Origin of the sequence: Acinetobacter sp. NRRL B-65365 (genome assembly GCF_001605865.1) — a bacterium.
Taxonomy (GTDB): domain Bacteria; phylum Pseudomonadota; class Gammaproteobacteria; order Pseudomonadales; family Moraxellaceae; genus Acinetobacter; species Acinetobacter vivianii.
Genome location: NZ_LRPD01000022.1, coordinates 55,772 through 78,443, shown reverse-complemented (window position 1 = coordinate 78,443; position 22,672 = coordinate 55,772). Strand labels below are relative to the sequence as shown.

Annotated in this window: 22 protein-coding genes and 2 tRNA genes; 9 read left to right on the top strand and 15 right to left on the bottom strand. The window is 39.8% G+C overall.

Annotated features, from left to right (window positions below; genetic code table 11):
* Positions 1-81 precede the first annotated feature (81 nt).
* The 6 genes from AWW72_RS09800 to uvrB all read right to left on the bottom strand — a co-directional run bounded on the left by AWW72_RS09800 (position 82) and on the right by uvrB (position 7,132).
* On the bottom strand, positions 82-762 hold the full coding sequence (locus tag AWW72_RS09800) for a hypothetical protein (protein WP_062847204.1): 681 nt from the start codon (positions 760-762) through the stop codon (positions 82-84).
* Positions 762-1,505, bottom strand: a complete 744-nt coding sequence (locus AWW72_RS09795) for a hypothetical protein (RefSeq protein ID WP_005258781.1) — start codon at positions 1,503-1,505, stop codon at positions 762-764. Before AWW72_RS09795 ends, AWW72_RS09800 begins: the two co-directional genes overlap by 1 nt.
* 137 nt (positions 1,506-1,642) lie before the next feature.
* Positions 1,643-3,100, bottom strand: coding sequence for a glyceraldehyde-3-phosphate dehydrogenase (locus tag AWW72_RS09790; protein ID WP_005258782.1), 1,458 nt, complete (start codon positions 3,098-3,100; stop codon positions 1,643-1,645).
* A 256-nt stretch (positions 3,101-3,356) separates the two neighbouring features.
* Positions 3,357-4,301, bottom strand: coding sequence for an EamA family transporter RarD (gene rarD / locus AWW72_RS09785; protein WP_062847203.1), 945 nt, complete (start codon positions 4,299-4,301; stop codon positions 3,357-3,359).
* 101 nt (positions 4,302-4,402) lie between these two features.
* Positions 4,403-4,987: a lipocalin family protein gene (locus AWW72_RS09780; RefSeq protein WP_004773684.1), complete on the bottom strand. Its 585-nt coding sequence runs from the start codon at positions 4,985-4,987 to the stop codon at positions 4,403-4,405.
* Between the two features lie 120 nt (positions 4,988-5,107).
* On the bottom strand, positions 5,108-7,132 hold the full coding sequence (uvrB, locus tag AWW72_RS09775; protein ID WP_047429030.1) for an excinuclease ABC subunit UvrB: 2,025 nt from the start codon (positions 7,130-7,132) through the stop codon (positions 5,108-5,110).
* Between the two features lie 177 nt (positions 7,133-7,309).
* Here uvrB and AWW72_RS09770 point away from each other — a divergent pair, with 177 nt between their 5' ends.
* Positions 7,310-8,104: an A1S_2505 family phage non-structural protein gene (locus AWW72_RS09770; RefSeq protein ID WP_004773688.1), complete on the top strand. Its 795-nt coding sequence runs from the start codon at positions 7,310-7,312 to the stop codon at positions 8,102-8,104.
* A gap of 37 nt (positions 8,105-8,141) precedes the next feature.
* Here the strand turns inward: AWW72_RS09770 and AWW72_RS09765 are convergent, their stop codons facing one another.
* A complete protein-coding gene (locus AWW72_RS09765; RefSeq protein WP_005258791.1) occupies positions 8,142-8,321 on the bottom strand; it encodes a hypothetical protein in 180 nt (59 codons plus the stop codon).
* Between the two features lie 213 nt (positions 8,322-8,534).
* Between AWW72_RS09765 and AWW72_RS09760 the strand changes: the two genes are divergently transcribed.
* Entirely contained in the window at positions 8,535-9,770 is a 1,236-nt protein-coding gene (locus AWW72_RS09760) for a pyridoxal phosphate-dependent aminotransferase (RefSeq protein ID WP_016651780.1), read from the top strand.
* Between the two features lie 25 nt (positions 9,771-9,795).
* Here AWW72_RS09760 and AWW72_RS09755 read toward each other — a convergent pair whose 3' ends face one another.
* Together AWW72_RS09755 and AWW72_RS09750 are read right to left on the bottom strand one after the other, a co-directional pair.
* Positions 9,796-10,650 carry a DMT family transporter gene (locus AWW72_RS09755; RefSeq protein ID WP_062847215.1) on the bottom strand — a complete coding sequence of 285 codons (855 nt, stop codon included), beginning with the start codon at positions 10,648-10,650 and terminating at the stop codon, positions 9,796-9,798.
* Positions 10,651-10,779: 129 nt separating this feature from the next.
* A complete protein-coding gene (locus tag AWW72_RS09750) occupies positions 10,780-11,193 on the bottom strand; it encodes a GFA family protein (protein WP_062847202.1) in 414 nt (137 codons plus the stop codon).
* Positions 11,194-11,378: 185 nt separating this feature from the next.
* On the opposite strand from AWW72_RS09750, the gene AWW72_RS09745 reads away from it, so the two are divergent.
* Positions 11,379-11,816 carry a PaaI family thioesterase gene (locus AWW72_RS09745; protein WP_062847201.1) on the top strand — a complete coding sequence of 146 codons (438 nt, stop codon included), beginning with the start codon at positions 11,379-11,381 and terminating at the stop codon, positions 11,814-11,816.
* Between the two features lie 29 nt (positions 11,817-11,845).
* Here AWW72_RS09745 and AWW72_RS09740 read toward each other — a convergent pair whose 3' ends face one another.
* Positions 11,846-12,277, bottom strand: coding sequence for a hypothetical protein (locus AWW72_RS09740; RefSeq protein WP_062847214.1), 432 nt, complete (start codon positions 12,275-12,277; stop codon positions 11,846-11,848).
* 236 nt (positions 12,278-12,513) lie between these two features.
* Here AWW72_RS09740 and AWW72_RS09735 point away from each other — a divergent pair.
* The 4 genes from AWW72_RS09735 (at position 12,514) to AWW72_RS09720 (ending at position 13,739) form a co-directional block, all read left to right on the top strand.
* Positions 12,514-12,589: transfer RNA gene (locus AWW72_RS09735), tRNA-Asn, on the top strand.
* Between the two features lie 181 nt (positions 12,590-12,770).
* Entirely contained in the window at positions 12,771-13,079 is a 309-nt protein-coding gene (locus AWW72_RS09730; RefSeq protein ID WP_004773697.1) for a DUF8200 family protein, read from the top strand.
* Between the two features lie 85 nt (positions 13,080-13,164).
* Positions 13,165-13,240: transfer RNA gene (locus tag AWW72_RS09725), tRNA-Asn, on the top strand.
* A gap of 58 nt (positions 13,241-13,298) precedes the next feature.
* A complete protein-coding gene (locus AWW72_RS09720; protein ID WP_047429203.1) occupies positions 13,299-13,739 on the top strand; it encodes a DUF2726 domain-containing protein in 441 nt (146 codons plus the stop codon).
* A 19-nt stretch (positions 13,740-13,758) separates the two neighbouring features.
* On the opposite strand, the gene AWW72_RS09715 is transcribed toward AWW72_RS09720, so the two are convergent.
* The 5 genes from AWW72_RS09715 to glnA all read right to left on the bottom strand — a co-directional run bounded on the left by AWW72_RS09715 (position 13,759) and on the right by glnA (position 18,422).
* The gene (locus AWW72_RS09715) at positions 13,759-13,965 is read right to left on the bottom strand and encodes a hypothetical protein (protein ID WP_004773701.1); all 207 of its coding nucleotides are present in this window, start codon (positions 13,963-13,965) and stop codon (positions 13,759-13,761) included.
* 111 nt (positions 13,966-14,076) lie between these two features.
* Positions 14,077-15,381 carry an alpha/beta hydrolase family protein gene (locus tag AWW72_RS09710; RefSeq protein WP_062847200.1) on the bottom strand — a complete coding sequence of 435 codons (1,305 nt, stop codon included), beginning with the start codon at positions 15,379-15,381 and terminating at the stop codon, positions 14,077-14,079.
* 110 nt (positions 15,382-15,491) lie between these two features.
* Positions 15,492-16,373 carry a 4-hydroxybenzoate octaprenyltransferase gene (gene ubiA, locus AWW72_RS09705; protein WP_062847199.1) on the bottom strand — a complete coding sequence of 294 codons (882 nt, stop codon included), beginning with the start codon at positions 16,371-16,373 and terminating at the stop codon, positions 15,492-15,494.
* Between the two features lie 15 nt (positions 16,374-16,388).
* Positions 16,389-16,880, bottom strand: a complete 492-nt coding sequence (locus AWW72_RS09700) for a chorismate--pyruvate lyase family protein (RefSeq protein WP_062847198.1) — start codon at positions 16,878-16,880, stop codon at positions 16,389-16,391.
* Positions 16,881-17,006: 126 nt separating this feature from the next.
* Positions 17,007-18,422 (bottom strand): type I glutamate--ammonia ligase, encoded by a 1,416-nt coding sequence (glnA, locus tag AWW72_RS09695; protein WP_171067042.1) that lies wholly within the window; start codon positions 18,420-18,422, stop codon positions 17,007-17,009.
* Between the two features lie 733 nt (positions 18,423-19,155).
* Here glnA and AWW72_RS09690 point away from each other — a divergent pair.
* Positions 19,156-20,697 carry a peptide MFS transporter gene (locus tag AWW72_RS09690; protein WP_062847197.1) on the top strand — a complete coding sequence of 514 codons (1,542 nt, stop codon included), beginning with the start codon at positions 19,156-19,158 and terminating at the stop codon, positions 20,695-20,697.
* Entirely contained in the window at positions 20,694-22,496 is a 1,803-nt protein-coding gene (locus tag AWW72_RS09685; RefSeq protein ID WP_062847196.1) for an aminopeptidase P family protein, read from the top strand. The genes AWW72_RS09690 and AWW72_RS09685 overlap by 4 nt, the downstream gene beginning before the upstream one ends.
* The last annotated feature ends 176 nt before the right edge of the window (positions 22,497-22,672 follow it).

The window sequence follows — 22,672 nt, the reverse complement described above, 5'->3', positions numbered from 1 at the left end:
AATTAAACAATTCAACACCGAAAAATATCAATTTGGGCAGAATATTTGCCGTCTCATTTTTTAACAATTGGAAAATATCGATTACGGTTTTACATTTTTTAAAGGTAACGCCATTTGCATATCCAGATTGGCTTTGGTCTGCTGCACCGAGTTATACATGATTGCATCAAAAGACGAGATTTTGCTCATATTAATCGCATCATTCATATAAAAGCTGGGCTTAAACTGATGTTTTACAGACAGATTAATCGACTCATCAAAGGCAAAATGTACTGGCCCATCAAAAACAATTTTCACAGGAACGGTATAGGTTCGCTTCAATTGAAATGGGATATCCAGTTTCACTGGAATATTTAGGCTCAACGGAAATTTCGGCAATAATTTATTTTGATAGATCAGATCTGTATTGGTCTCAATCGGCACCACATCATCGACTTTAAGCACGGTTTCATAATTAATATCGACCGTAATCGGAGTTTCGACCTCAAAGCTTAGATCGGCCAGATATTTGCCTTTTAAAGGCAAGGCCAAACTACGGTCAATATCCAGTACGGTATTCAATTGACCTTCTGACTTGACACGCAGATGTTCTCCAACCTGAATCTTGGTACCTAATGATTCAGGTAAACGAATATCTGCTTGCTGCGCAGAAACGATTAATGAGGCCTGAATATTCAGATAAAACCAAAATAAGATCGCAACCAGCGTTGTGACAATCACAAAACTGATCAACAGGCTTTTCAGTGATTTGGTTATATCCATCACTCACCTACTTTGACATCAGTTGGCGTTGCAGGCTCATCTACAGCCTGTGTTTTTACCCGCCCCAAATACATACTGGATAAAGGAATCTTAAGTTCACCCTGCGCAATTTTGACAGGTAAAGTATTCTTTACATCGACAGAAGCATTCAGCTCAGAAGTAATCGGCACATTTAAATTGCCTTGAATCGGAATATTGGCATTCAGCTGTGCTTTCAACGGAATATTTAAGTTTTCCTTGAGGACCGTGCGCACTGGTGCATCAAATTTCAAATGTACTTTTTGTTGCAATGGCACCTGAATATCAATCGGTACATCCAGTTGCAAAGGAATCGAGCCTTTTAAAGGCAGTGTCACATCCTTGCCTAAAATTTTAACCTGTACTTTGGTATCGATTGGTAGACTTTGATTGACCTTAATGGTTTCCTTGACAGGAATGGTAGTACTGATCGGAACCTGACTATCAAAATATACACGTGGCGTCAGGGTTTGCGTCAGTGGAACATTCAATTGCTCATTGATTGGAATCTTGGCATCAACACGTCCATTCACATCAACATTGAGCGCATCTTTTACTTTTACCCGCACCTGCAATGGCTCTTGTAAATCAATCGCAACATCTTGATTCTTCAATGGGATATAAATATTAAAATGCTTAAACACCCACATTGCGATATACACACCACACAAGTTGGCCACAACAATTAAAGCAAATACCACGAATAAACGTCTGAACTGCAACAATGATCTATCCCTTGTTTAATTATTTCCCTTTTCCTGCATTCTCATCGATTTTTATGTTTTATTCAGCATATATTCTGTACAGTCATTAAAAAAGCCCAGTTTCAAACTGGGCTTTTTTTTATTGCTCTGTGAACAAATTATGCATTTGTTTCAGCAGGAACTTTGGTATAGCTTACGCCACACATTTGTTCAGCAATACGTAATACCTGACAGCTATAACCAACTTCGTTATCATACCAAACATAAGCAGTTAAACGTGTACCAGAAGCGATAGTTGCTTGCGCATCAAATACACCTGCTGTACGTGAACCGATAAAGTCACTTGATACAACTTCAGTCGAGTTGGTATAACCGATTTGACCTTGTAACTTAGAGTTGATCGAGATTTGACGAATGTATTCGTTCACTTCTTCACGATCAATTTCTTTCTCTAAGTTTAAGTTCAAGATTGCAAGAGAAACGTTTGGTGTTGGAACGCGTACAGAGTTACCTGTTAACTTGCCTTTTAAGCCAGGTAAAGCTTTAGCAACAGCTTTAGCAGCACCAGTTTCAGTGATAACCATGTTCAACGTTGCAGCACGGCCACGACGGTCAGCTTTATGATAGTTATCAATTAAGTTCTGGTCGTTTGTGAAAGAGTGAACTGTTTCAACGTGACCATTCAATACTTTGTATTTGTCGTCTAAAACTTTTAATACAGGTGTAATTGCGTTGGTTGTGCAGCTTGCAGCAGAGATGATTTTGTCTTCATCTAGGATATCGCCGTTGTTCACACCAAATACAACGTTCTTCATTTCGCCTTTACTTGGTGCTGTTAATACAACACGCGCAACGCCTGCACATTTCAAGTGTTGGCTCAGGCCTTCAGCATCACGCCATTTACCTGTATTGTCGATCAAAAGTGCATTTTCGATACCGTACGCAGTGTAGTCCACTTCGCTTGGGCTTGATGCATAAATCACTTTGATGAACTGACCATTTGCAATGATTGCTTCGTTTTCTTCATCTACAGAAATTGTACCGTCAAAAGTACCGTGAATAGAGTCACGACGTAATAATGAAGCACGTTTCGCCAAGTCACCATCAGATGATTTACGTACAACGATTGCTTTAAGGCTTAAACCACGACCTAAACCAGACTGGCTGATGATTAAACGAGCTAAGATACGACCGATACGACCAAAACCGTAAAGTACAACATCTTTAGGCGCAGCAGCAGTTGCGTTACCTTGAATTGAAGCAACAGCGTTTGCAACAAAAGCGTCTACATCACCGCCTGCATTTTTATATTCAACAGCAAGTTTACCGATATCCACTTCAGCAGAACCGATGTTTTCAACTTTCATTAACGCTTCTAAAATCGGGAAGGTATTTACAACAGAAAGTTCAACATCAAGCATACGTGTACGACGATGTGTTTTTAAAATCTGGATCACTGAACGGTTAATTAAAGAACGACCGTAAACAGAAACAACAATATTTTTCTCACGGTATAATTGACCGATTAAGGTAATCATACGTTCCGCGATTTCTTCACGGTTTTTCCAACGACCTTGGTGTTCTGCGTGTAGGGCAACGATTGTTTCTTTGCTCACAGTTACGTCCTCTAATTTATATATACTGGGCGTGAATTTTTAAAACGCCATTATTGTAATAGAATTATCATCAAGATTGAATCAAAAGCTGCTAAACGAGCTAAGATTTTGTCCTAATTGACTATAAATTCATAAAATACCTATAATTATTTTTGTGAATTTAGGTAAAAATCTTTTCCAATCATCATAATAGCTGTGATGTGCGTCACAACCATAACAGTTTTCCTGATCATTACTGATGGATTTTCAAGCGTTTCTAAGTTTTGTCCTCTACCTCGACACGTTTGGAATATTGTTGAAGGTTCAGAGCCAAGTGTTTTTTACGCTGGTTTTGCTGATAAAGATGTATCGCACCTTCGATCACCAACACAAAGACAGCCAACCAAATTGGGATATAAGTTAGCCATTCTTCAGCGCCAATTTTCTCACCTAAAACCAAAGATGCCAGTGCCAGCAGAACAGGTTCCAGATAGCCTAATAGACCAAAAATAATCAGCGGCAAATAACGGCTGGCTAGAATATAACTGCCTAAACCAATCGCACTTAATAACCCCAAACCAATCACCACAAGAATCAGACTCGGATGTTCGAGAAACTTGAGAAAAGGCATGTCACCCGTTTGTGTAAAGAAAATGGCGACAGGAAGAATAATTAACATATCCCACCAAAAACCACCCAAATTATCGGTCTGGATTTTTTTACGCAGGATGAAATAAGCCGCATAGCCCAATGCCACAAAAGCCGTTTCCCAAGCAATACTGCCTAAACGCCAAATTTCATGCCCCACTCCAAACACCGCGAGCACTACAGCGAGATACTGGAATTTAGAAAGTTTCTCTCCATAGAGAAAACTTCCAGCAAGCACCAAAACCAAAGGCAAAAGGAAATAACCTAATGAAACCTGTAAACCACGACCATGCATTGGCCCCCACAGGAACAGCCACAATTGCGCTGAAGTCAGCACAGAAGTGGTCATTAAAAACAGTAATAATGTCGGTTTTGCTAAAATTCTTTTAAATATTGTTTTGATATGGACTAAATCACCACTAAACCACATAAATAGTGTCAAAACAGGCAAGGTCGCAATAATTCGCCAGCCAAAGGTTTGCTCACTGTCCAGCGCACCGAGGAGTTGAGTATAAAAATATAAAACCCCAAATGTGATAGAAGCCAAAACTGAATAAGCGATACCTTTAACCAATTTGAACCTCTACATGGGGAAATTAAAAAATACGTGATTTATCCACTATATAAAAATAAAAAAACCATGCATGCATGGTTTTTAAACAAGTATATCTTATTTTAACGATGTTCAGGATAAATCACATCACTAATATTATAGCCAAGTGATTTCGCATAATTTAAATATTCATGAATGGTTTCTTTGTGTGGATTTGGTGTTCGCGACAATACCCATAAGTATTTACGGCGTGGCTCTCCCACCAAAACCGTTTGATAGTCATTATCCAGTTTCAAAATCCAGTAATCACCACGTGCCATAGGCACCCAGCGCACCACTTCAGGTAAAAAACTTACTCGTAATTTGGTATTAAAAGGCGCATTGGCAACAAAAGCTTCACCCACACTTTGCTGTAGATTTCCTTCACTGTCATAGCATTTGTTATCAACCACAATATTGCCATTTTCATTGACAGTATAGGTGGCAGTAATGTTATAGACACATTTACGCTCAAAAAACATCGGTTTTCGAGCGACTTCGTACCAGACACCTAAATATTTATCCAGTTCTACTTTTTCTACAGTCGGTAAAGGCTTTGCCTGAGCATAAGCAATGGTTCCAACAGCCAATCCAGTCAAAACCGCCCCACCCACTGCAATCTTTGCTAAACGCCAACTCGCTTTCGGGAAATTTTTAATAAATGGCATGAGAAATCCTCAAAACAAAAATTTGTTATCAATAGTCATATACTTAGCCATTCAAAATAGCCTATTTAATAAACAAAAACTGTTGCGATATGTATCACTTTTGAGGGTTTCTCTGCTCAATTAAGATTGCAACATGTGTGCTTTTAAACGCACAATTTCATCGCGCAATCTTGCCGCCTGCTCAAACTGTAGTTCTTTAGAGGCTTTCAACATTTCCTTTTCCAGTTTACTAATGTGCTTCGCAAATAATTTTGGATCAGATAAAAGATGTTGTTCATCGGCACTGATGCTTTGTGCCTGTTCAAGCACTTTTTCATCAATCTCATCATCGCTCAACACTTCACCCGTATCGATTTCCTTAATCGCCTGACGGACTGCACTACGCGGCGTAATGCCATGCAGTTCATTAAACTCAATCTGTTTATTGCGACGGCGCTCGGTTTCATCCATCGCTTTACGCATGGAATCCGTAATACGATCTGCATATAAAATCGCTTTACCTTTCACATTACGTGCAGCACGACCAATGGTCTGGATCAATGAACGTTCTGAACGCAGGAAACCTTCCTTATCGGCATCCAGAATCGCCACCAGAGAAACTTCTGGCATATCCAGACCTTCACGCAACAAGTTAATCCCGACCAGTACATCATGCACACCAGTACGTAATTCATGGATAATCTTGACCCGTTCAACCGTATCAATATCCGAATGCAGATAAGCCACTTTGACGCCATATTCTTTTAAATAAGACGTTAAATCTTCTGCCATACGCTTGGTTAAGGTGGTCACCAGCACACGTTCATTCAATTGTTTACGAATATTGATCTCGGACAAGACATCATCGACCTGTGTCAATACTGGACGCACTTCAATCTCGGGATCAATCAGACCCGTCGGACGAACTACCTGCTCAACGATTTGTTCAGATTTTTCCAGTTCATAATGCGCTGGCGTGGCACTCACAAAAACCGTAGTCGGAACAATTCGCTCCCACTCTTCAAATTTCATTGGACGGTTATCTAAAGCGCTTGGTAAACGGAAACCATAATTCACCAGATTTTCTTTACGTGAACGGTCACCTTTATACATTGCACCAATCTGAGGTACCGTCACATGCGACTCATCAATAATCAGCAATGCGTCTTCTGGCACATAATCAAATAAGGTTGGCGGTGCTTCGCCTGCTGTACGACCTGACAAATGACGTGAATAGTTCTCGATCCCGTTGGTATAACCGAGCTGTTGCATCATTTCCAGATCATAACGGGTACGCTGTTCGATACGTTGCGCTTCCAGTAATTTGTCGTGATCCTTGAAAAATTTGAGCTGGTCTTTCAATTCATCTTTAATGGTATCAATAGCACGGGTTAAATGGTCTTTTGGCGTAACATAGTGACTTTTTGGATAAATCGTTACTCGCGGAACTTTACGTACCAGTTTTCCTGTCAATGGATCAAACCAACGAATCGAATCAACTTCGTCATCAAACAATTCAACCCGAATTGCATCCTTATCCGATTCGGCAGGGAAAATATCAATAATTTCACCGCGAATACGATAAGTACCACGCAAGAACTCCAGTTCATTACGGGTATATTGCATTTCCACCAGACGACGAATAATGTCATCACGACTGACCCGATCACCTTGTACGATATGCAAGAGCATTTGCATATAGGCATTTGGATCACCCAAACCATAAATCGCAGAAACCGAAGCCACGATAATGGCATCACGACGCTCTAACAAAGCACGCGTCGCAGACAAACGCATCTGGTCAATGTGGTCATTAATCGCCGAATCTTTTTCAATAAACGTATCTGAAGATGGCACATACGCTTCTGGCTGGTAGTAATCGTAATAACTGACGAAATACTCCACTGCATTATTTGGAAAGAATGCTTTGAACTCACCATAAAGCTGAGCCGCAAGGGTTTTGTTATGCGCCATCACAATGGTTGGACGTTGGGTTTGGGCAATCACATTGGCCATGGTATAGGTTTTACCTGAACCGGTTACCCCGAGCAGCAACTGATTACGAAAACCCTGGTCAATACCACTGACCAATTTCTCAATGGCCTGAGGCTGATCACCCGCAGGTTGATAATTGGTGACTAACTCAAAAGGCTGGTTTTCGCTCACAAGCTCATTCCTACACTAAAACTTAATCCCTATTTATGGGGGAAAATGTGATTGATTTAAAGTGTTGCATCGATGATTTTATGAAATCTTTTGTGCCATGTAATTTCTTAGATTTTACTTGACCATCTGCCCAATCGACTGCAACATGAAGTTATACTCGATTTCAATGGTAAAAATATGTCTTACCAATACCACGACGAAACAATAGTAACGGAACTCCCAGAAGATACAGTTTTTGTTTTTGGCAGTAATCTGGCGGGTATACACGACAGCGGTGCAGCACGTGTCGCAGCTCAACACTTTGCAGCAGTCAAAGGTGTTGGTCGAGGTTGGGCAGGACAAAGCTTTGCAATTCCAACCCTCAATGAACATTTACAACAAATGCCACTCGCCCAGATCGAGCATTATGTCGATGATTTCAAGATCTATGCAAAAAACCATGCCAAAATGAAATACTTTTTGACGGCACTAGGTTGTGGTATCGCCGGTTATAAAGTCTCTGAAATCGCACCATTATTTAAAGGCATTCATTCCAATGTGATTTTCCCCGAATCTTTCCGTCCTTATATTGAAGAAGATGCAGTTTCCCAGTTCCCCAACTTAACCGCAGCCACTGTGCAGGCCTTTATTAATGATGAAGTGATTTTCTACTTCAATCATGGTTATGAATCTTTCGAAGAAGCACTGGATAAAACCAGTTTAACAGCAGCTGAAAAAGCTATTGCACTGGTAGTTTTAAATGAAGAGCTTTATCCACGTGACCGTTATGGACGTGGGCGTGAACATGAAATTAGCGATATTCTCGGTAAGCTCAACGGCAAGATTTTTAATTTCCATGACAAATCGGAAGGCGCAATGATTTATGTCAGTGTGATTATTGCCTTGATGGAACTTTACGATATTGATGAATATGATTTCATCAAGCTGTGGCGTGGTGAACTAGAAATACAACATCCATTAAATCGCCATTAAAAAACAAAAAAGCCAATCAGATTGATTGGCTTTTCTCTTAACGCTTCCCCATCGAACGACGTGTGCCGCGTGGTGGCATCCAGGTACGATCTGCATATTGCTCAGGTTTTGGACGAACCTGATTATGCGCTGCATCATCAGAATCATCCTGAGCAGATGGCATAGGGAATGGTAATTTCACTAAAGCTTTTTTTGCTTTAGGTTGCTGGGTACTCATTGAAATTCTCTCGAAATCTAGATTTCTAGCCGCTATTGTAATGGATTTTTAGGCTTTTGATAAAAATAAAATATGTAAAAAAATAGAATGCGTTTAAGAATTAAAATTTGGTAACTTTTTATGCGATTAAGGCAAGTTTCGACCACAATGAAGGCTAATTAGGCTAAGATAACCTGCTTTTTATTTTTTAATCCCATAAGAAGGAATAATGCCGTGGACGTACGTCTCTCTGATCGTGTCAATGCTATCAAACCGTCCCCTACACTTGCAGTAACCAATAAGGCTGCTGAGCTTAAAGCTGCAGGTAAAAACGTGATTGGTTTAGGCGCAGGCGAACCAGACTTCGATACACCTCAACACATCAAAGATGCTGCAATTGAAGCCATTAATAAAGGCTTTACCAAATATACAGCCGTAGACGGTACTCCAAGCTTAAAAAAAGCAATTATTGCAAAACTTAAACGCGATAATAATCTCGATTATCAAGCCAACCAGATTCTGGTGTCTTGTGGCGGCAAACAAAGCTTCTTTAACCTCGCACTCGCTTTGTTAAACAAAGGCGATGAAGTGATTATTCCTGCGCCATTCTGGGTGAGCTATCCAGATATGGTAATCATTGCAGAAGGTACTCCTGTCATCGTGAAATGTGGTGAAGAGCAACGTTTCAAAATCACACCTGAACAACTGGAAGCGGCGATTACGCCAAATACACGTTTAGTTGTTTTAAACAGCCCATCTAATCCGACAGGCATGATCTACACCAAAGCTGAACTTGAAGCTTTGGCTGAAGTATTACGTCGTCACCCACAGGTTTTTGTTGCATCTGATGACATGTATGAACCAATTCGCTGGGAAGATGAGTTCTACAACATTGCAACTGTTGCACCAGACTTATATGACCGCACGATTGTTTTAAATGGTGTGTCTAAAGCTTATGCAATGACAGGCTGGCGTATTGGTTACGCAGCGGGCCCTGCGAAAATCATTGGCGCAATGAAAAAAATCCAGTCTCAATCGACTTCTAACCCAACTTCAATTTCACAAGTTGCGGCTGAAGCGGCATTGAATGGTCCACAAGACGTTTTACAACCGATGATTGAAGCATTCAAACGCCGTCATGATCTCGTTGTGAATGGCTTAAATGACATTAAAGGTATCTCTTGCTTACCTGCTGATGGCGCTTTCTATGCCTATGCCAACATCCGTCCATTGATTCGTGCAAAAGGCTTAAAATCTTGCACAGAATTCTCTGAATGGTTACTTGAAGAAACTGGCGTTGCCGTTGTTCCTGGTGATGCATTCGGTTTAGGCGGTTTTATGCGTATTTCTTACGCAACTGCTGATGAAGTACTGGTTGATGCTTTAGCGCGTATCAAAAAAGCGGCTGATTCAATTGAAGGCGTAGACGCTGCAATTGCATCTATCGCAGCAGAAAAAGCGGCTAAATAAGTCATAAAAGCTATAAAAAAACTCATCATTCATGATGAGTTTTTTTATGCGAACTGGAAAATATAACCAATAAAATCCCGATCAGAACAATCACTGTCGCAACAATCATTCGAAGATTCGGTATTTCTCCAATAAATAAACTCCCACCCAAAATCGCCAGACAAGGTACAGAAAGTTGTACTGTACTCGCTGTAATTCGGTCAATTTTCTGCACAATTGAATACCAGAGAATATAAGCACCGCTAGAGGCCAGACCACCAGAAAGTAGCGCGAGTACAATCCCCTGCGGCAAGATCAGAACATCCTTTGCAAATAATACAAACCCAAGACTGACCACTGGCACTGCCAAGACAAAATTAGCCAAAGTGCTGGATAAAGGACTTCGCATAGTCTTCCCTGCAATACTATATGCTGCCCAAGCCAGACCAGAAATCATCATGATGAGTGAATAAAATAAGTTAGGCGTATTTGCACCCGGTAACAATAAAAATAGAATCCCCAATACAGCAACAACCAGACCAATTCCACACATGAGATTAACTTTCTCGCCATGAAAAATGCCATAAGCCACCATGCTCAATTGCACCGTTCCAAATAACAACAGTGCACCAACACCCGCATTTATTTTTAGATAAGCCATCGAGAAGGCAACAATATACACAGCGAGGTAAATTGCATTTTTAAGATTCCATTCAATTTTTAAAGGGTTTTCACTACGTCGACGATGAGCAAAATATAAAAACATCAACACAACAGCGCCACTGAGTACACGTAGCAAACTAAAACTCATCGGATCAATTTGCTGCCCAGCCAAAGCTAGGCGACACAATACCGAATTTGCAGCAAAGGCCAGCATCGCAATAATAATTTTGAATAACATGCTTGTACGCATTCCTTGCGCCCTATTCACTCTAAAATTGAAAAGCACATTTGCTTGGTTGCTTTCACGCCCCGTATTTAAATGACTAGCAATGATGGTCTTATAAAACTTATAGCAATAAATAAATCACTATTCATTCGGGTTAAACATGGCAATCACCTCAGCTTCCGTCATTTTCTTGGTCGAATTTTCAAAAGCATAAAAGTCAGGTTTACAATCAATATAAATTTCTAGATCCAAATTTAGATCTTCAGGAGGTTCATTCAGAGAAAATGCATTGATATTGCAATAGTTCTGATCTTTAGTGCGCCAAAACAAAGTTGTTCCACACGCATTACAGAAACCGCGCTCTCCCCATGCAGATGAATTGTAAATTGCTAAATGATCCTGCTTCAAAAATTTTAAACTACCTTGTTCGACATCAAGGGTCATAATCACGCCACTGGTCTGCCTACGACAGATAGAACAATGGCAGGCATGTACATCATGATTGCTTAATTCAACATCAAAAGTGGTCTCACCACATACACATTGTCCGTTCATTATAAATTTACCTTTTATTCAAAATTGTTATAAAGACATTTATAAACATCATAAAACAAAGCAATTAGCGAGTAACTTAGAATTTACAAAATACTCAGCGAATGAATGACTAATATTGACAGCCTGCTCTCTCAAGGCTATTTTATCAACAGGTTCTATTTTAGAACTATAAAAGGAAATATAAGATGAAGCATCCAAAAGAAATGAATGGACTTGAATTTTTAACTGCCATGTGTGAAGGGAAAATTCCACCCGCTAGTATTAGCCAGACCATTCCCATGCAACCGATTGAAGTTGCGGAAGGTTATATCAAATTTGAAGTACAGGCGGATGAACGACACCTGAATCCTCTCGGAGGTGTGCATGGAGGGTTTGCGGCAACCGTACTGGATTCGGTGACAGGTTGTGCTGTGCATACCCTTTTAGAGGCTGGCGTAGGCTACGGCACCATTGATCTTAATATTAAAATGTGCCGCCCTGTTCCAAGAAATCAGAAGCTCATTGCCACTGGAAATATAATTAATATCAGTAAAAATTTAAGTATTTCCGAAGGTAAAATTGTCAATGCCGATGGCAAGCTGTACGCTCATGCTACTGCGACCTGCATGATCATCCGAGCTTAATTCAAAAGCACACTAGGGCTATAATAGCCCTAGGCAATCGCTTTATTTTGTTTGAATAGCTTTGGTCGAATGCACAAATGACTAAACACCGCATATTGCCAGATACTTTTCACCTGTACTGTGACCACCTTTTGCTCTGCAACAGACCATGCCAATGCAGTATTTGCGCCTAAAAACAGTTCGCCACCTAACTGAAATAAATACAACGGCGCATGCTCATCAAGCGTTGAGATATTTTTTTGCGCTAATAGATTATGAACGTTTTGGATTTTCCATTTATTCCCGAACCACAATTGCAATAAATCACCTAAAAACAAGGCTTGTTGCTTAAATGGAAAGGTATTTAAGAATGCATTTTCGACTGGCGTATAATACTGTGCCGAATCCTGAATGATTTCGAGATAATGTTCTTGATAAAAAGAAAAATTTGAAAAAATAGTTTTAATACTAAGAGTCGTCATTTCGACCTCCGGTTTAGCCATTTTAGTGCTGGCAAGTAGGGTTAAATCCACACTGTTTAGATGAATATCTAAACGTTCTTTCTAATTCGAATCTAGCAATAGCCTGATCAAAGTTCAAGTTATTTTTCCTACTTTCTCGTAATTGTGCAAATAAAAAGCATACGACACAAAAATGAAGGAAACATGACATTTTTAGCTTGACCGATTTAAAAAGCTGCCTATAATGGCACTCAGATTCTCCCATAGCTCAGTCGGTAGAGCGACGGACTGTTAATCCGCAGGTCCCTGGTTCGAGCCCAGGTGGGAGAGCCAAGATTCTAAAAAGCCCATATCATTGATATGGGCTTTTTATTTTATAAGCATAAAATTCTGTTCTATTCTTAACATTACGATGTATTTGTTCTTTTCATTTTAGATAATCGTACATATTTTATCCACCACGCTATTTTTAATATAAAATCAAATTGAAAAACAATGTTAGGGAAAGCACATAATGAAAAAATTTATATTCTGTTTAATATTCCTATCCAGCCCAGTCATGGCTGCCCAAACCACTTGGTATGCAGGTTCTTCTTATAAAGGAACCGTAACTGTCCCAATCGAGAACGGACCCAATGTGGTCTGGAAGTGTAATGGAAAAGTTTGTACGATGTCTGGCCCTTGGGGAAATGCCCTATCTCTAGACTCTTGTCAAAGCCTCGTGTTACGTATCGGTAAGATTAGTTATTATAAAAACTCGGCGGGTGCAATCTGGAATGCCAAATCGTCTGAATTGACACAATGTAACCAAGTTGCACGTTAATAGCCAATATTTTAGTTAAGCGATTATTATTCATACTCATTTTACTTGACGGGCTTGCATTTACCCCCTAAAATTCGTTCCAGATTCTCCCATAGCTCAGTCGGTAGAGCGACGGACTGTTAATCCGCAGGTCCCTGGTTCGAGCCCAGGTGGGAGAGCCAAGATTCTAAAAAACCCACTCTTATTGAGTGGGTTTTTTATTTGCACCCTGTTAAATATATGTTTGAATCAAATCATCTCATCTTTCTGGTTATCGGCTTTCTAAGCACAGCTATACTTCTTTTTAGCTGCCTGCGCCCTTTTTTTAGCAAACAAGAATTTTTTGCTCGCCCTGTGATTACCTCATTTGAATCTCGAATGTTTATTCGTTTGCAGCAAGCCTTCCCACAACACCATGTTCTGGCACAAGTGGCGTTTAGCGCACTCATTACCAGTCATCACTACAAAATTCGCAGTAAGTTCAATCGCAAGGTCACAGACTTTGTGGTTTTAGATAAAGAAATGAAGGTACTCGCGATTATCGAGTTAGATGATCCAAGTCATATTGGTAAGGAATTAGAAGATCAGAAACGCGATCAAATGCTGCAAGAAGCAGGCTATCAAGTGCAACGTTATACTCAGATTCCATCGATAAAACAGTTACAGATGGATATTCGATAACGTAGCACTGCTAAGGAGATTATTCAGTTTTTTCTGCTTGATCAGCACTTTTTTGCTGTTCAAATTTTTTGGCAATTTCAGCATGTTGCTGATCATATTTTTTCTTGGTTTGCGCATCACTTTTAGCTGCCAGAAAAGCCATCCCTACAATAAAAATTGGAATCAATAATCCCAAACCCATTAATAACCAAGGAACTGATTTTTTTTCAACAGGCTGCTGGCTCATAAGCGATTTAAACTCAAACGACATCAATTTTAACAAGTGCAACAATATAACAAAAAAGAGCCTCGATAAAGAGACTCTTTTTTGACATTTAGATCGTAATAAAAACTAAATTTAGAACTTACCTGTACAGTGCGGACTTTGGCTGGCATCTTTCTGAGCATCAGTCAAAACAACACCCGTACCCGCTGACATATTAGCTTGAATAAATCCATATGCTTGAGCATTTTTGCATACAATAGCCTGTGTATGACTTGCTCCATCAACCCCTAAGAATTCAACCTTTGTACCTAAGGCTTTTAATCCATTTTGCAAAGCTTTTGTCACGTCATAAGGAACGGCCATATCTAGCTTACCTTGAATAATCATGACAGGTGTATTAATTTTCTTGGTCGCAGGTTGGTTATCTACTAGAAATTTTTTCACCGTTGGATTTTCTTGGAAGTTGCCTGCTAAGCCTGGATAGTCCAAAACAGTCTTAGTGGTATCTTTACTAATAAAGTCACGAATATCTGCCGCAAACTTATTATGTAAATCATCTAAGCAAACGCCATTTTCACCTGTAGTACCTTCAGCAAACTCAGCAATTGAGCGAGAACGCTCCTGAAAAATTTCTCTATAATTAAATTTAGGATCATAAGCTGTAATACCAACAGTAGTATATGCAGCATAAGCAAGTAGCTCTGCATATACTTCAACAGCCGTGCCTACTGGCACAAGACCAGCTTGTTCTTGCTTAAGAATATTTGCAATTGCCTGAGGCGCTACAACAGAAATAATGTAGCCAAGGCTTGAAGCAGGCGCCCCAGCAACAGCTCCTTTATAGTTTGTATCATTATTCGCAAACTCAGCAGTACCTAATGAAGCATGCCCACCTTGGGACTGACCAATTGACATCCATTGTCCGTTGAGTTGTGCTCCATAATGATCTTTTGCTGCTTTTACCGCTGCAATCGCAGATTTAGCTTCACTGCCCAAGTTTAGATATGGATGAATTCCAGGAGTCCCTAAACCCTCATAATCTGGTGCAATCACTACATATCCTGCCGCCAATAAAGTATCAGCGAGAATTTTAAAACGCGGATTCACTGTATTATTACTTGGGGCACAGCTATCACCCACTCCAACCGTACCATGCTCCCACACCACGACTCTATAACCATCGGCAGGCTGAGCAACTTTCGGAAACATGACCAATGCTGTCGCTTTCGCAGTACGTCCCTGAACATTGACCATGTTATAGGTCATGACTTTAACTGATGCAGCATTATCTACCTTATCTTTAGAATAAGTGCTTTCAGATAGAAAGGTTTTGTTCGAATCACTACCCGTATAACGATCATCATTGTCATTACATGCAGTTAAAAATAATGCAGAAATTGAGAACGTCATTGCCAATGCGATCTTAGACCGTTTCATAAAATATCCTTTTAATGCTTGTGTTATTTTTGTGCATGAAACTACATGCCACCTTATTAAGGCATAAAAAAAGTGCCCTGCATAGGACACTTTTCAACTAGATAGTCAGATTAAGCTATTAATTCTAAAAAAATTCCGATAAAAATAATCATCCCTACCCAGCGATTGTGACGGAATGCCCAAAAACAGATTTGTGGATCACGATCTTTGGTTTTTATCGCCTGATAAATAAAATCACCTGCGACCACGCACAATGCAATCAAGCCAAAAGGCAACAAAAGATTTTCCAAATACAAGGCACTGCCGATCAAAATCAGGCTCATTACCTGAAGCAGACCAATTATCTGGATATCATAACGACCAAATAAAATAGCAGTCGATTTCACCCCAATTTTTAGATCATATTCACGATCTGTAATTGCATATTGGGTATCGTAGGCCACTGTCCACGCCAAATTACCAAAATAAAGCAGCCAGCAGGTTAAGTCAGGCGTTTGCCCAACAGCCGTATACGCCATTGGAATTGACCACGAGAATGCTGCACCTAAAAATACTTGCGGTAAATTGGTATAGCGCTTCATAAAAGGATAAATAAACGCTAAGAATAATGCCCCAAAAGACCAGTAAAATGATTCAATCGGCAGAAAAAATAACAAGGCAGCACTTGCCAGCACCAAGGCCAGAAACACAAAAACAGCCTCTCTAGCACGAATAATTCCTGTTGCTAAGGGACGTGTTTTGGTTCGCTCAACATGCGCATCTACTTTACGGTCAGCAAAATCATTAATCGCACAACCAGCTGCACGCATAAAAATAACACCCAAAATCATAATAAACAGGATTTTGAGATCTGGAATTCCTTTGGATGCAATCCATAACGCCCACATGGTTGGCCAGAATACTAATTCTGTGCCAATCGGCTTATCAAAACGACAAAGGTAATAATAGGCTTCTAAACGTTGTCGCCAAGTCGTGTGTTGCACTGTTTCCATGATAATCCTTAGGCGTCAATGCTGTTGAATAAACTGTTCAAATGCAGGTAAAAACGTTTCCTGCACAATAAACTTACAACCATGCCAAGTATAGCAACTCTGACGTGTCCATCCCTCTTCAAGATAAATGACGCGTCTCTCGCAAGCTGGACTGGTTCTCTGAAACAGAAACCAGCCAATCGGTTTATTACCAATATGCTGAAATAATCTCGCCTTTTTTTGCAAGCTTAAAATTGGGAAAATACTTTTTGCTTTTACCCAAGCCTGCTCTTCGCTGCCATAAAGATTGGTTTCTCTCACCCATGCCACATGCTGCGCTGGCATTTTCATCCACTGACTGTCATTCAAAGTCAGGCGCTGATAATGTTCTTTAATGCGTTCAACATGAAACTGACCTTGACCTAAATCAGTCAATTGTTGGGTCAATGATCCTGATGCGTACAACCATTTTTTTAATACTGCAGGAAGCTCTTTTCCTTTTATTCTGTTTGGTCGTAAATTTCGCATGCTTGGCTCACTAAAAACATCGCGATTAGTTTACATTAATTTCTCACGAAAAAGAGTACGACTTTCAAACGAATCAAAAACATAAAAAAAGCTCGCCGAAGCGAGCTTTTCTGAATCAGGGATGTATTACAGGCTGTAGTACATATCAAATTCAACTGGGTGAGTTGTCGTGTTAAGACGACGAACTTCTTCAGTTTTAAGTTCGATATATGCATCAAGCATTTCTTTAGTGAACACGCCACCTTTTAACAGGAACTCATGGTCATTTTGAAGTGCTTCAAGTGCCATATCCAAGCTGTGAGCAACTGTTGGAATTTTTGCTTCTTCTTCTGGAGGAAGATCATATAAGTTTTTATCAGCAGCTTCACCTGGGTGGATCTTGTTTTGAATACCATCAAGACCAGCCATCAACAATGCCGCGAAACCTAAGTACGGGTTCATCATTGGATCTGGGAAACGTGCTTCAATACGCTTGCCTTTCGGGCTAGAAACGTAAGGAATACGGATCGAAGCAGAACGGTTACGTGCTGAGTAAGCAAGCATAATTGGCGCTTCAAAATGTGGAACCAAACGCTTATACGAGTTTGTAGAAGGGTTTGTAATTGCATTCAATGCACGAGCATGCTTGATTACACCACCAATGAAGAACAATGCCATTTCTGATAAACCAGCATATTCGTCACCAGCAAACAAGTTCTTGCCATCTTTAGAGATTGACATATGAACGTGCATACCAGAACCGTTATCACCTACCATTGGTTTAGGCATAAAGGTTGCTGTTTTTGCATATTGGTGAGCAACGTTCCAAACTGCATATTTGAACTGTTGTACTTCGTCCGCTTTACGAACTAAAGTGTTGAAGCTTACACCAATTTCTAACTGGCAAGATGCAACTTCGTGGTGATGTACTTCTACACGACCTGGGCCCATGATGTCTTCGATTTTTGCACACATGTCAGCACGCATATCTTGTGAAGAATCAACAGGAGGAACTGGGAAGTAACCGCCTTTCACACGTGGACGGTGACCAGAGTTACCAGCTTCATAGTCTTTACCAGTCGACCAAGCTGCTTCTTCAGCGATCAATGTGTGGCGCGCGCCAGACATGTCGATGTCCCATTTCACTTCGTCGAAAACGAAGAATTCTGGTTCTGGACCAAAGAATGCAGTATCACCGATACCTGTAGATTTTAAGTATTCTTCAGCACGACGAGCAATTGAACGTGGGTCACGCTCGTAACCTTGACCAGTTGATGGCTCGATAACGTCACAAGTCACAACAACAGTCGGTTCAGCAAAGAACGGGTCAAGGAAACCAGTTTCAGCATCTGGACGTAAGATCATGTCAGACGCTTCAATGCCTTTCCAGCCAGCAATTGAAGAACCATCAAACATTTTACCGTCTTCGAATGTATCTTCATCAATGGTATCAGCTGGGTAAGTTACGTGCTGTTCTTTACCCTTAGTATCAGTAAAGCGAAAATCGACCCATTTTGCGCCACTTTCTTTGATGAGTTGAAGGACCTTGTTCGCCATGCTCATTTGCTCCAATGAAATTTTTATGCACTTGTTAAGTGCGTGTTAGGTGTTGATGTATAATTAGCAATTATCATACCAACAATTTTAAAGCATACCTAAAACATTGAATTACTTATAAGTAATCATGATTTAGGCTCCTTGTCTTGAACTCATTATACTGTTTGCTTGTGTAAATGCACCATATTCACACATTTTCAAATTATGGCATATTTAAATAGCTCACTATCGCCCCAATTTGGTGCAAAATTGTTGCACTGATATAACACACTGCATCAATTTCAAACAATCGTTCATGATCATAATACTTTCTTATATAGAATGCTGAGATTCTTATCGGATAACACGAAAAATAATCGCATCTTTTACAGCCTTTTGTTCAATGAATGTTTTTGTTTATTTCAACAACTAAAATTTGTTGCTTAACCTATTCATCCATAGGCGATATTCTTTATTTAAAATCCAATTAATATTTTTTCATTTTATGAATTTTTCTTATTAGGTGAACGATTTAACAGCTGAGTAATCAACGACTCAAATCCATTCGCGTAGACTTGTTATTATCGAACGAAAAACAAATTTTACTATTCATGTTCTTTTTCATTCACTTTTTTTATACAGGCCAAACTTGCTTTTACAATTAAAAAAAACTAAAAATCGTATACATAAATTTTTATTATTAATAAACAAACTCAAAGTTATGTTTATAAAAACTTAAAATCATTCAAGGATTTGATTAATGAAATATGACTTTGAACGATCGGATAAAGCTTTTTTTGACCATCCTAAGCCTTTACAAACGCTTTTTTTCACCGAGCTTTGGGAAAGATTTTCCTATTATGGTATCCGACCTTTACTGATCCTTTATATGATTGCCATGGTCAATGACGGTGGCCTAGGACTTGATCGACCCACTGCCGCAGCGATTGTGGGATTGTTTGCAGGTTCCATGTATTTAATGACCGTTTTTGGTGGATGGATTGCAGATAATTGGTTAGGTCAAGCACGTGCTGTCTGGTATGGCTCACTTATTATTGCCTTAGGTCATCTCTCAATTGCGCTTACACCTGTTTTTGATCAGTCTTTCTTTTATTTTGGTTTAGTACTTATTGTTTTAGGTTCTGGACTATTTAAAACATGTATTTCGGTGATTGTTGGAACTTTATATAAAGCTCAAGATGCAAGACGTGATGCAGGCTTTTCCATTTTCTATATGGGAATTAATATGGGGTCATTTATTGCCCCGCTTATTACAGGGCTTTTGGTAAGAGATCATGGCTGGCATTTAGGCTTTGGTATTGGTGGCCTTGGGATGCTCATTGCTTTATTAATTTTCCGTTTTATGGCACTTCCCCAACTGGAAAATTTTAACAAGTTACGTCAAGAAACCAACAGCTGTAGCAAACCTGTCGTAGAAAATAAAAATGCACCCAAAATTGTATTTAGCTTCTTATTCGCAGTTACAGTGGTTATTGCATTAACGTTCTTTAGCATCATTCACATCAACCCTGTCGCTGTCGCGACCTACTTAACTGTAGGGATTGGTATAGGAATTATTGCCTATTTTGCGTATTTATTGCTTTTCCTCAATTTAGATCAAAATGACAAATTTAAAATTATCATTTGTTTTGTTCTATTGATCACTTCTGCCCTTTTTTGGTCCGCTTTTGAGCAAAAGCCAACTTCATTTAATTTATTTGCTCAGGATTATACCAACCGCAATGTTTTAGGTTTTGAGATTCCAACCGTATGGTTCCAGTCGATTAATGCCCTCTTTATCATTATTTTTGCTCCAATTGCTGCATGGCTGTGGGCAAGACTAGGCAAGTCGAACAAAGATCCAAGTTATATCTCAAAATTTATTATCGCACTTTTACTGGCAGCAAGCGGCTTTTTACTGATGTCACTGGCTAGCCATTTTGCCATTAGCGATGGTCTGGTTTCACCATTGTGGTTAGTCGGTGCTTTATTGCTACTCACTTTAGGAGAGCTGTGCCTAAGCCCGATTGGTTTATCGACCATGACCAAACTTGCTCCAGATGTCATTCGTGGACAAATTATGGGACTATGGTTCACAGGTTCAGCTTTAGGCAACCTCATGGCAGGTTTGATTGGTGGACAAGTCGCGGCAGATGCTATCGAAAATTTACCCACCCTATTTATGCGCTGCGTATTGGCCTTAGTTATTGGCGCAATCGTGTTATTTTTATTAAAGAAACCAATGAACAAATTAATGGGCAAAAGTACCAGCAAAGTTCAACCTGATTTGGAAACGATATGAACGACTTAACTGTTCCAGAAAAACTAGCGAAACTTCGTGAACACATGATCCATCAACACGTTGATGCTTTGGTTGTCATGAGTGCAGATCCACATATGTCAGAGTATTTACCAGACTATTGGAAAACAAGGCAGTGGTTAAGCGGTTTTAGTGGCTCTGTCGGTACTTTAGTTGTAACCCAAAACTTTGCAGGGCTCTGGGCTGATGGGCGTTATTGGGTACAAGCCGAACAACAACTCGTTGGAACTGGTTTCCAATTACAAAAATTGACCAGTGATGAATCTTCGACACATCTCGTCTGGATTGAGAAAAATCTAAAGTCTGGCTCGGTCATTTCTGTTAATGGGCAAACGCTTTCAATCCAGCAGTTTAAGGCATTGGAAAATACGGCAAAACAACATGACTTTAAACTTGAAACACAGCAAGATTTAATCGGCTTAATCTGGTCTAAGCGTCCAGAACTGCCTTCAAAAAATATCCATTTAATGCCTGAAGGGTTAAATGCTTTATCACGTAAAGAAAAAATTCAGGCAATACGAGAAACGTTAAACAGTAAGGCAATTGAAGGCCATTTCATTTCATCTTTAGATGATATTGCTTGGGTGTTAAATGCACGTGGACAAGATGTAGAGTACAATCCTGTATTCCTTTCACACCTATATATCAGTTCTCAACAGGCTATTTTATTTGTTGATCGCAATAAGGTAGATATCACCACGCAAGAGGCGTTCAAAGCTGATGGTATTGAGATTCGTAACTATCAAGATACCGCTAGATTTTTAGCGAATATTTCTGATGCGTCTGTACTGTTAGATCCAGCCAAAGTATCGATTGATCACCAACAAGCTCTCGCAAACGATATTCAGGTTGTATACGACATCAACCCGAGTACACTTTTTAAATCACGCAAGCATGAAAGTGAAATTGCGCATATCCGTCGTGCCATGCTTAAAGATGGTGTTGCCCTTTGTCATTTCTTCCACTGGCTAGAACAAGCACTTCATCATCAAGAGAACATTTCAGAACTGACCATTGATGAGAAAATTACTGCCTTTCGTGCTCAGCAAGATGGTTTTATAGGGCCAAGTTTTTCAACGATTGCTGGCTTTAATGCCAATGGGGCATTACCCCACTACCGTGCTACTCAAGAACACTATTCATTGATCGAAGGTGATGGTTTATTACTGATTGACTCTGGCGGACAGTACGTAGATGGCACAACGGATATTACCCGTGTTGTTCCCGTTGGGACACCGACACAACAACAAAAACGTGACTATACGCTGGTTTTAAAATGTCATATTGCTTTGGCAAAAACCATTTACCCAGAAGGTTTAGCTGCACCTTTACTCGATTCAATTTGTCGTCATACTTTATGGCAACAGGGTTTAGATTACCGTCATGGAACAGGTCACGGCGTAGGTTTTGCACTGAACGTTCATGAAGGGCCGCAAGTACTTTCTTATTACGCGCCGATACATGCCTATAGCAAATTACGTGAGGGAATGATTATCTCCAATGAACCGGGGCTATATCATGAAGGTAAATACGGCATTCGCATCGAGAATCTGGTTGCAAACCAGCTCCACGCTGGTTTTGAAAAAACCTACGGTGAATTTCTGGAGTTTGAAACACTCACACTTTGCCCAATTCATTTAGATTGTATCGTTGTTGATATGCTAAGCAATGAAGAGAAAGACTGGTTAAATCACTACCATCAAACCGTTCAAGAAAGATTGGCTGAACATCTCTCTGGAGAGGTTTTAGACTGGCTGATTTATAACACCCGTAAGATTTAATCTTCTTCCATAACTGAGGCAGAATCGTTTTTTATTTCTAAAGAAAAGCCTATTCTGCCTTGATGGTTGTCATTCCTATTTTCAAAGGACTTGGATACCTGTTAGAGCTTTTTCTTGCAAAGTTGTAATGAATGAAATAGTTAAACTGGTCACTTCATTTTTTGTTATATTAGCCG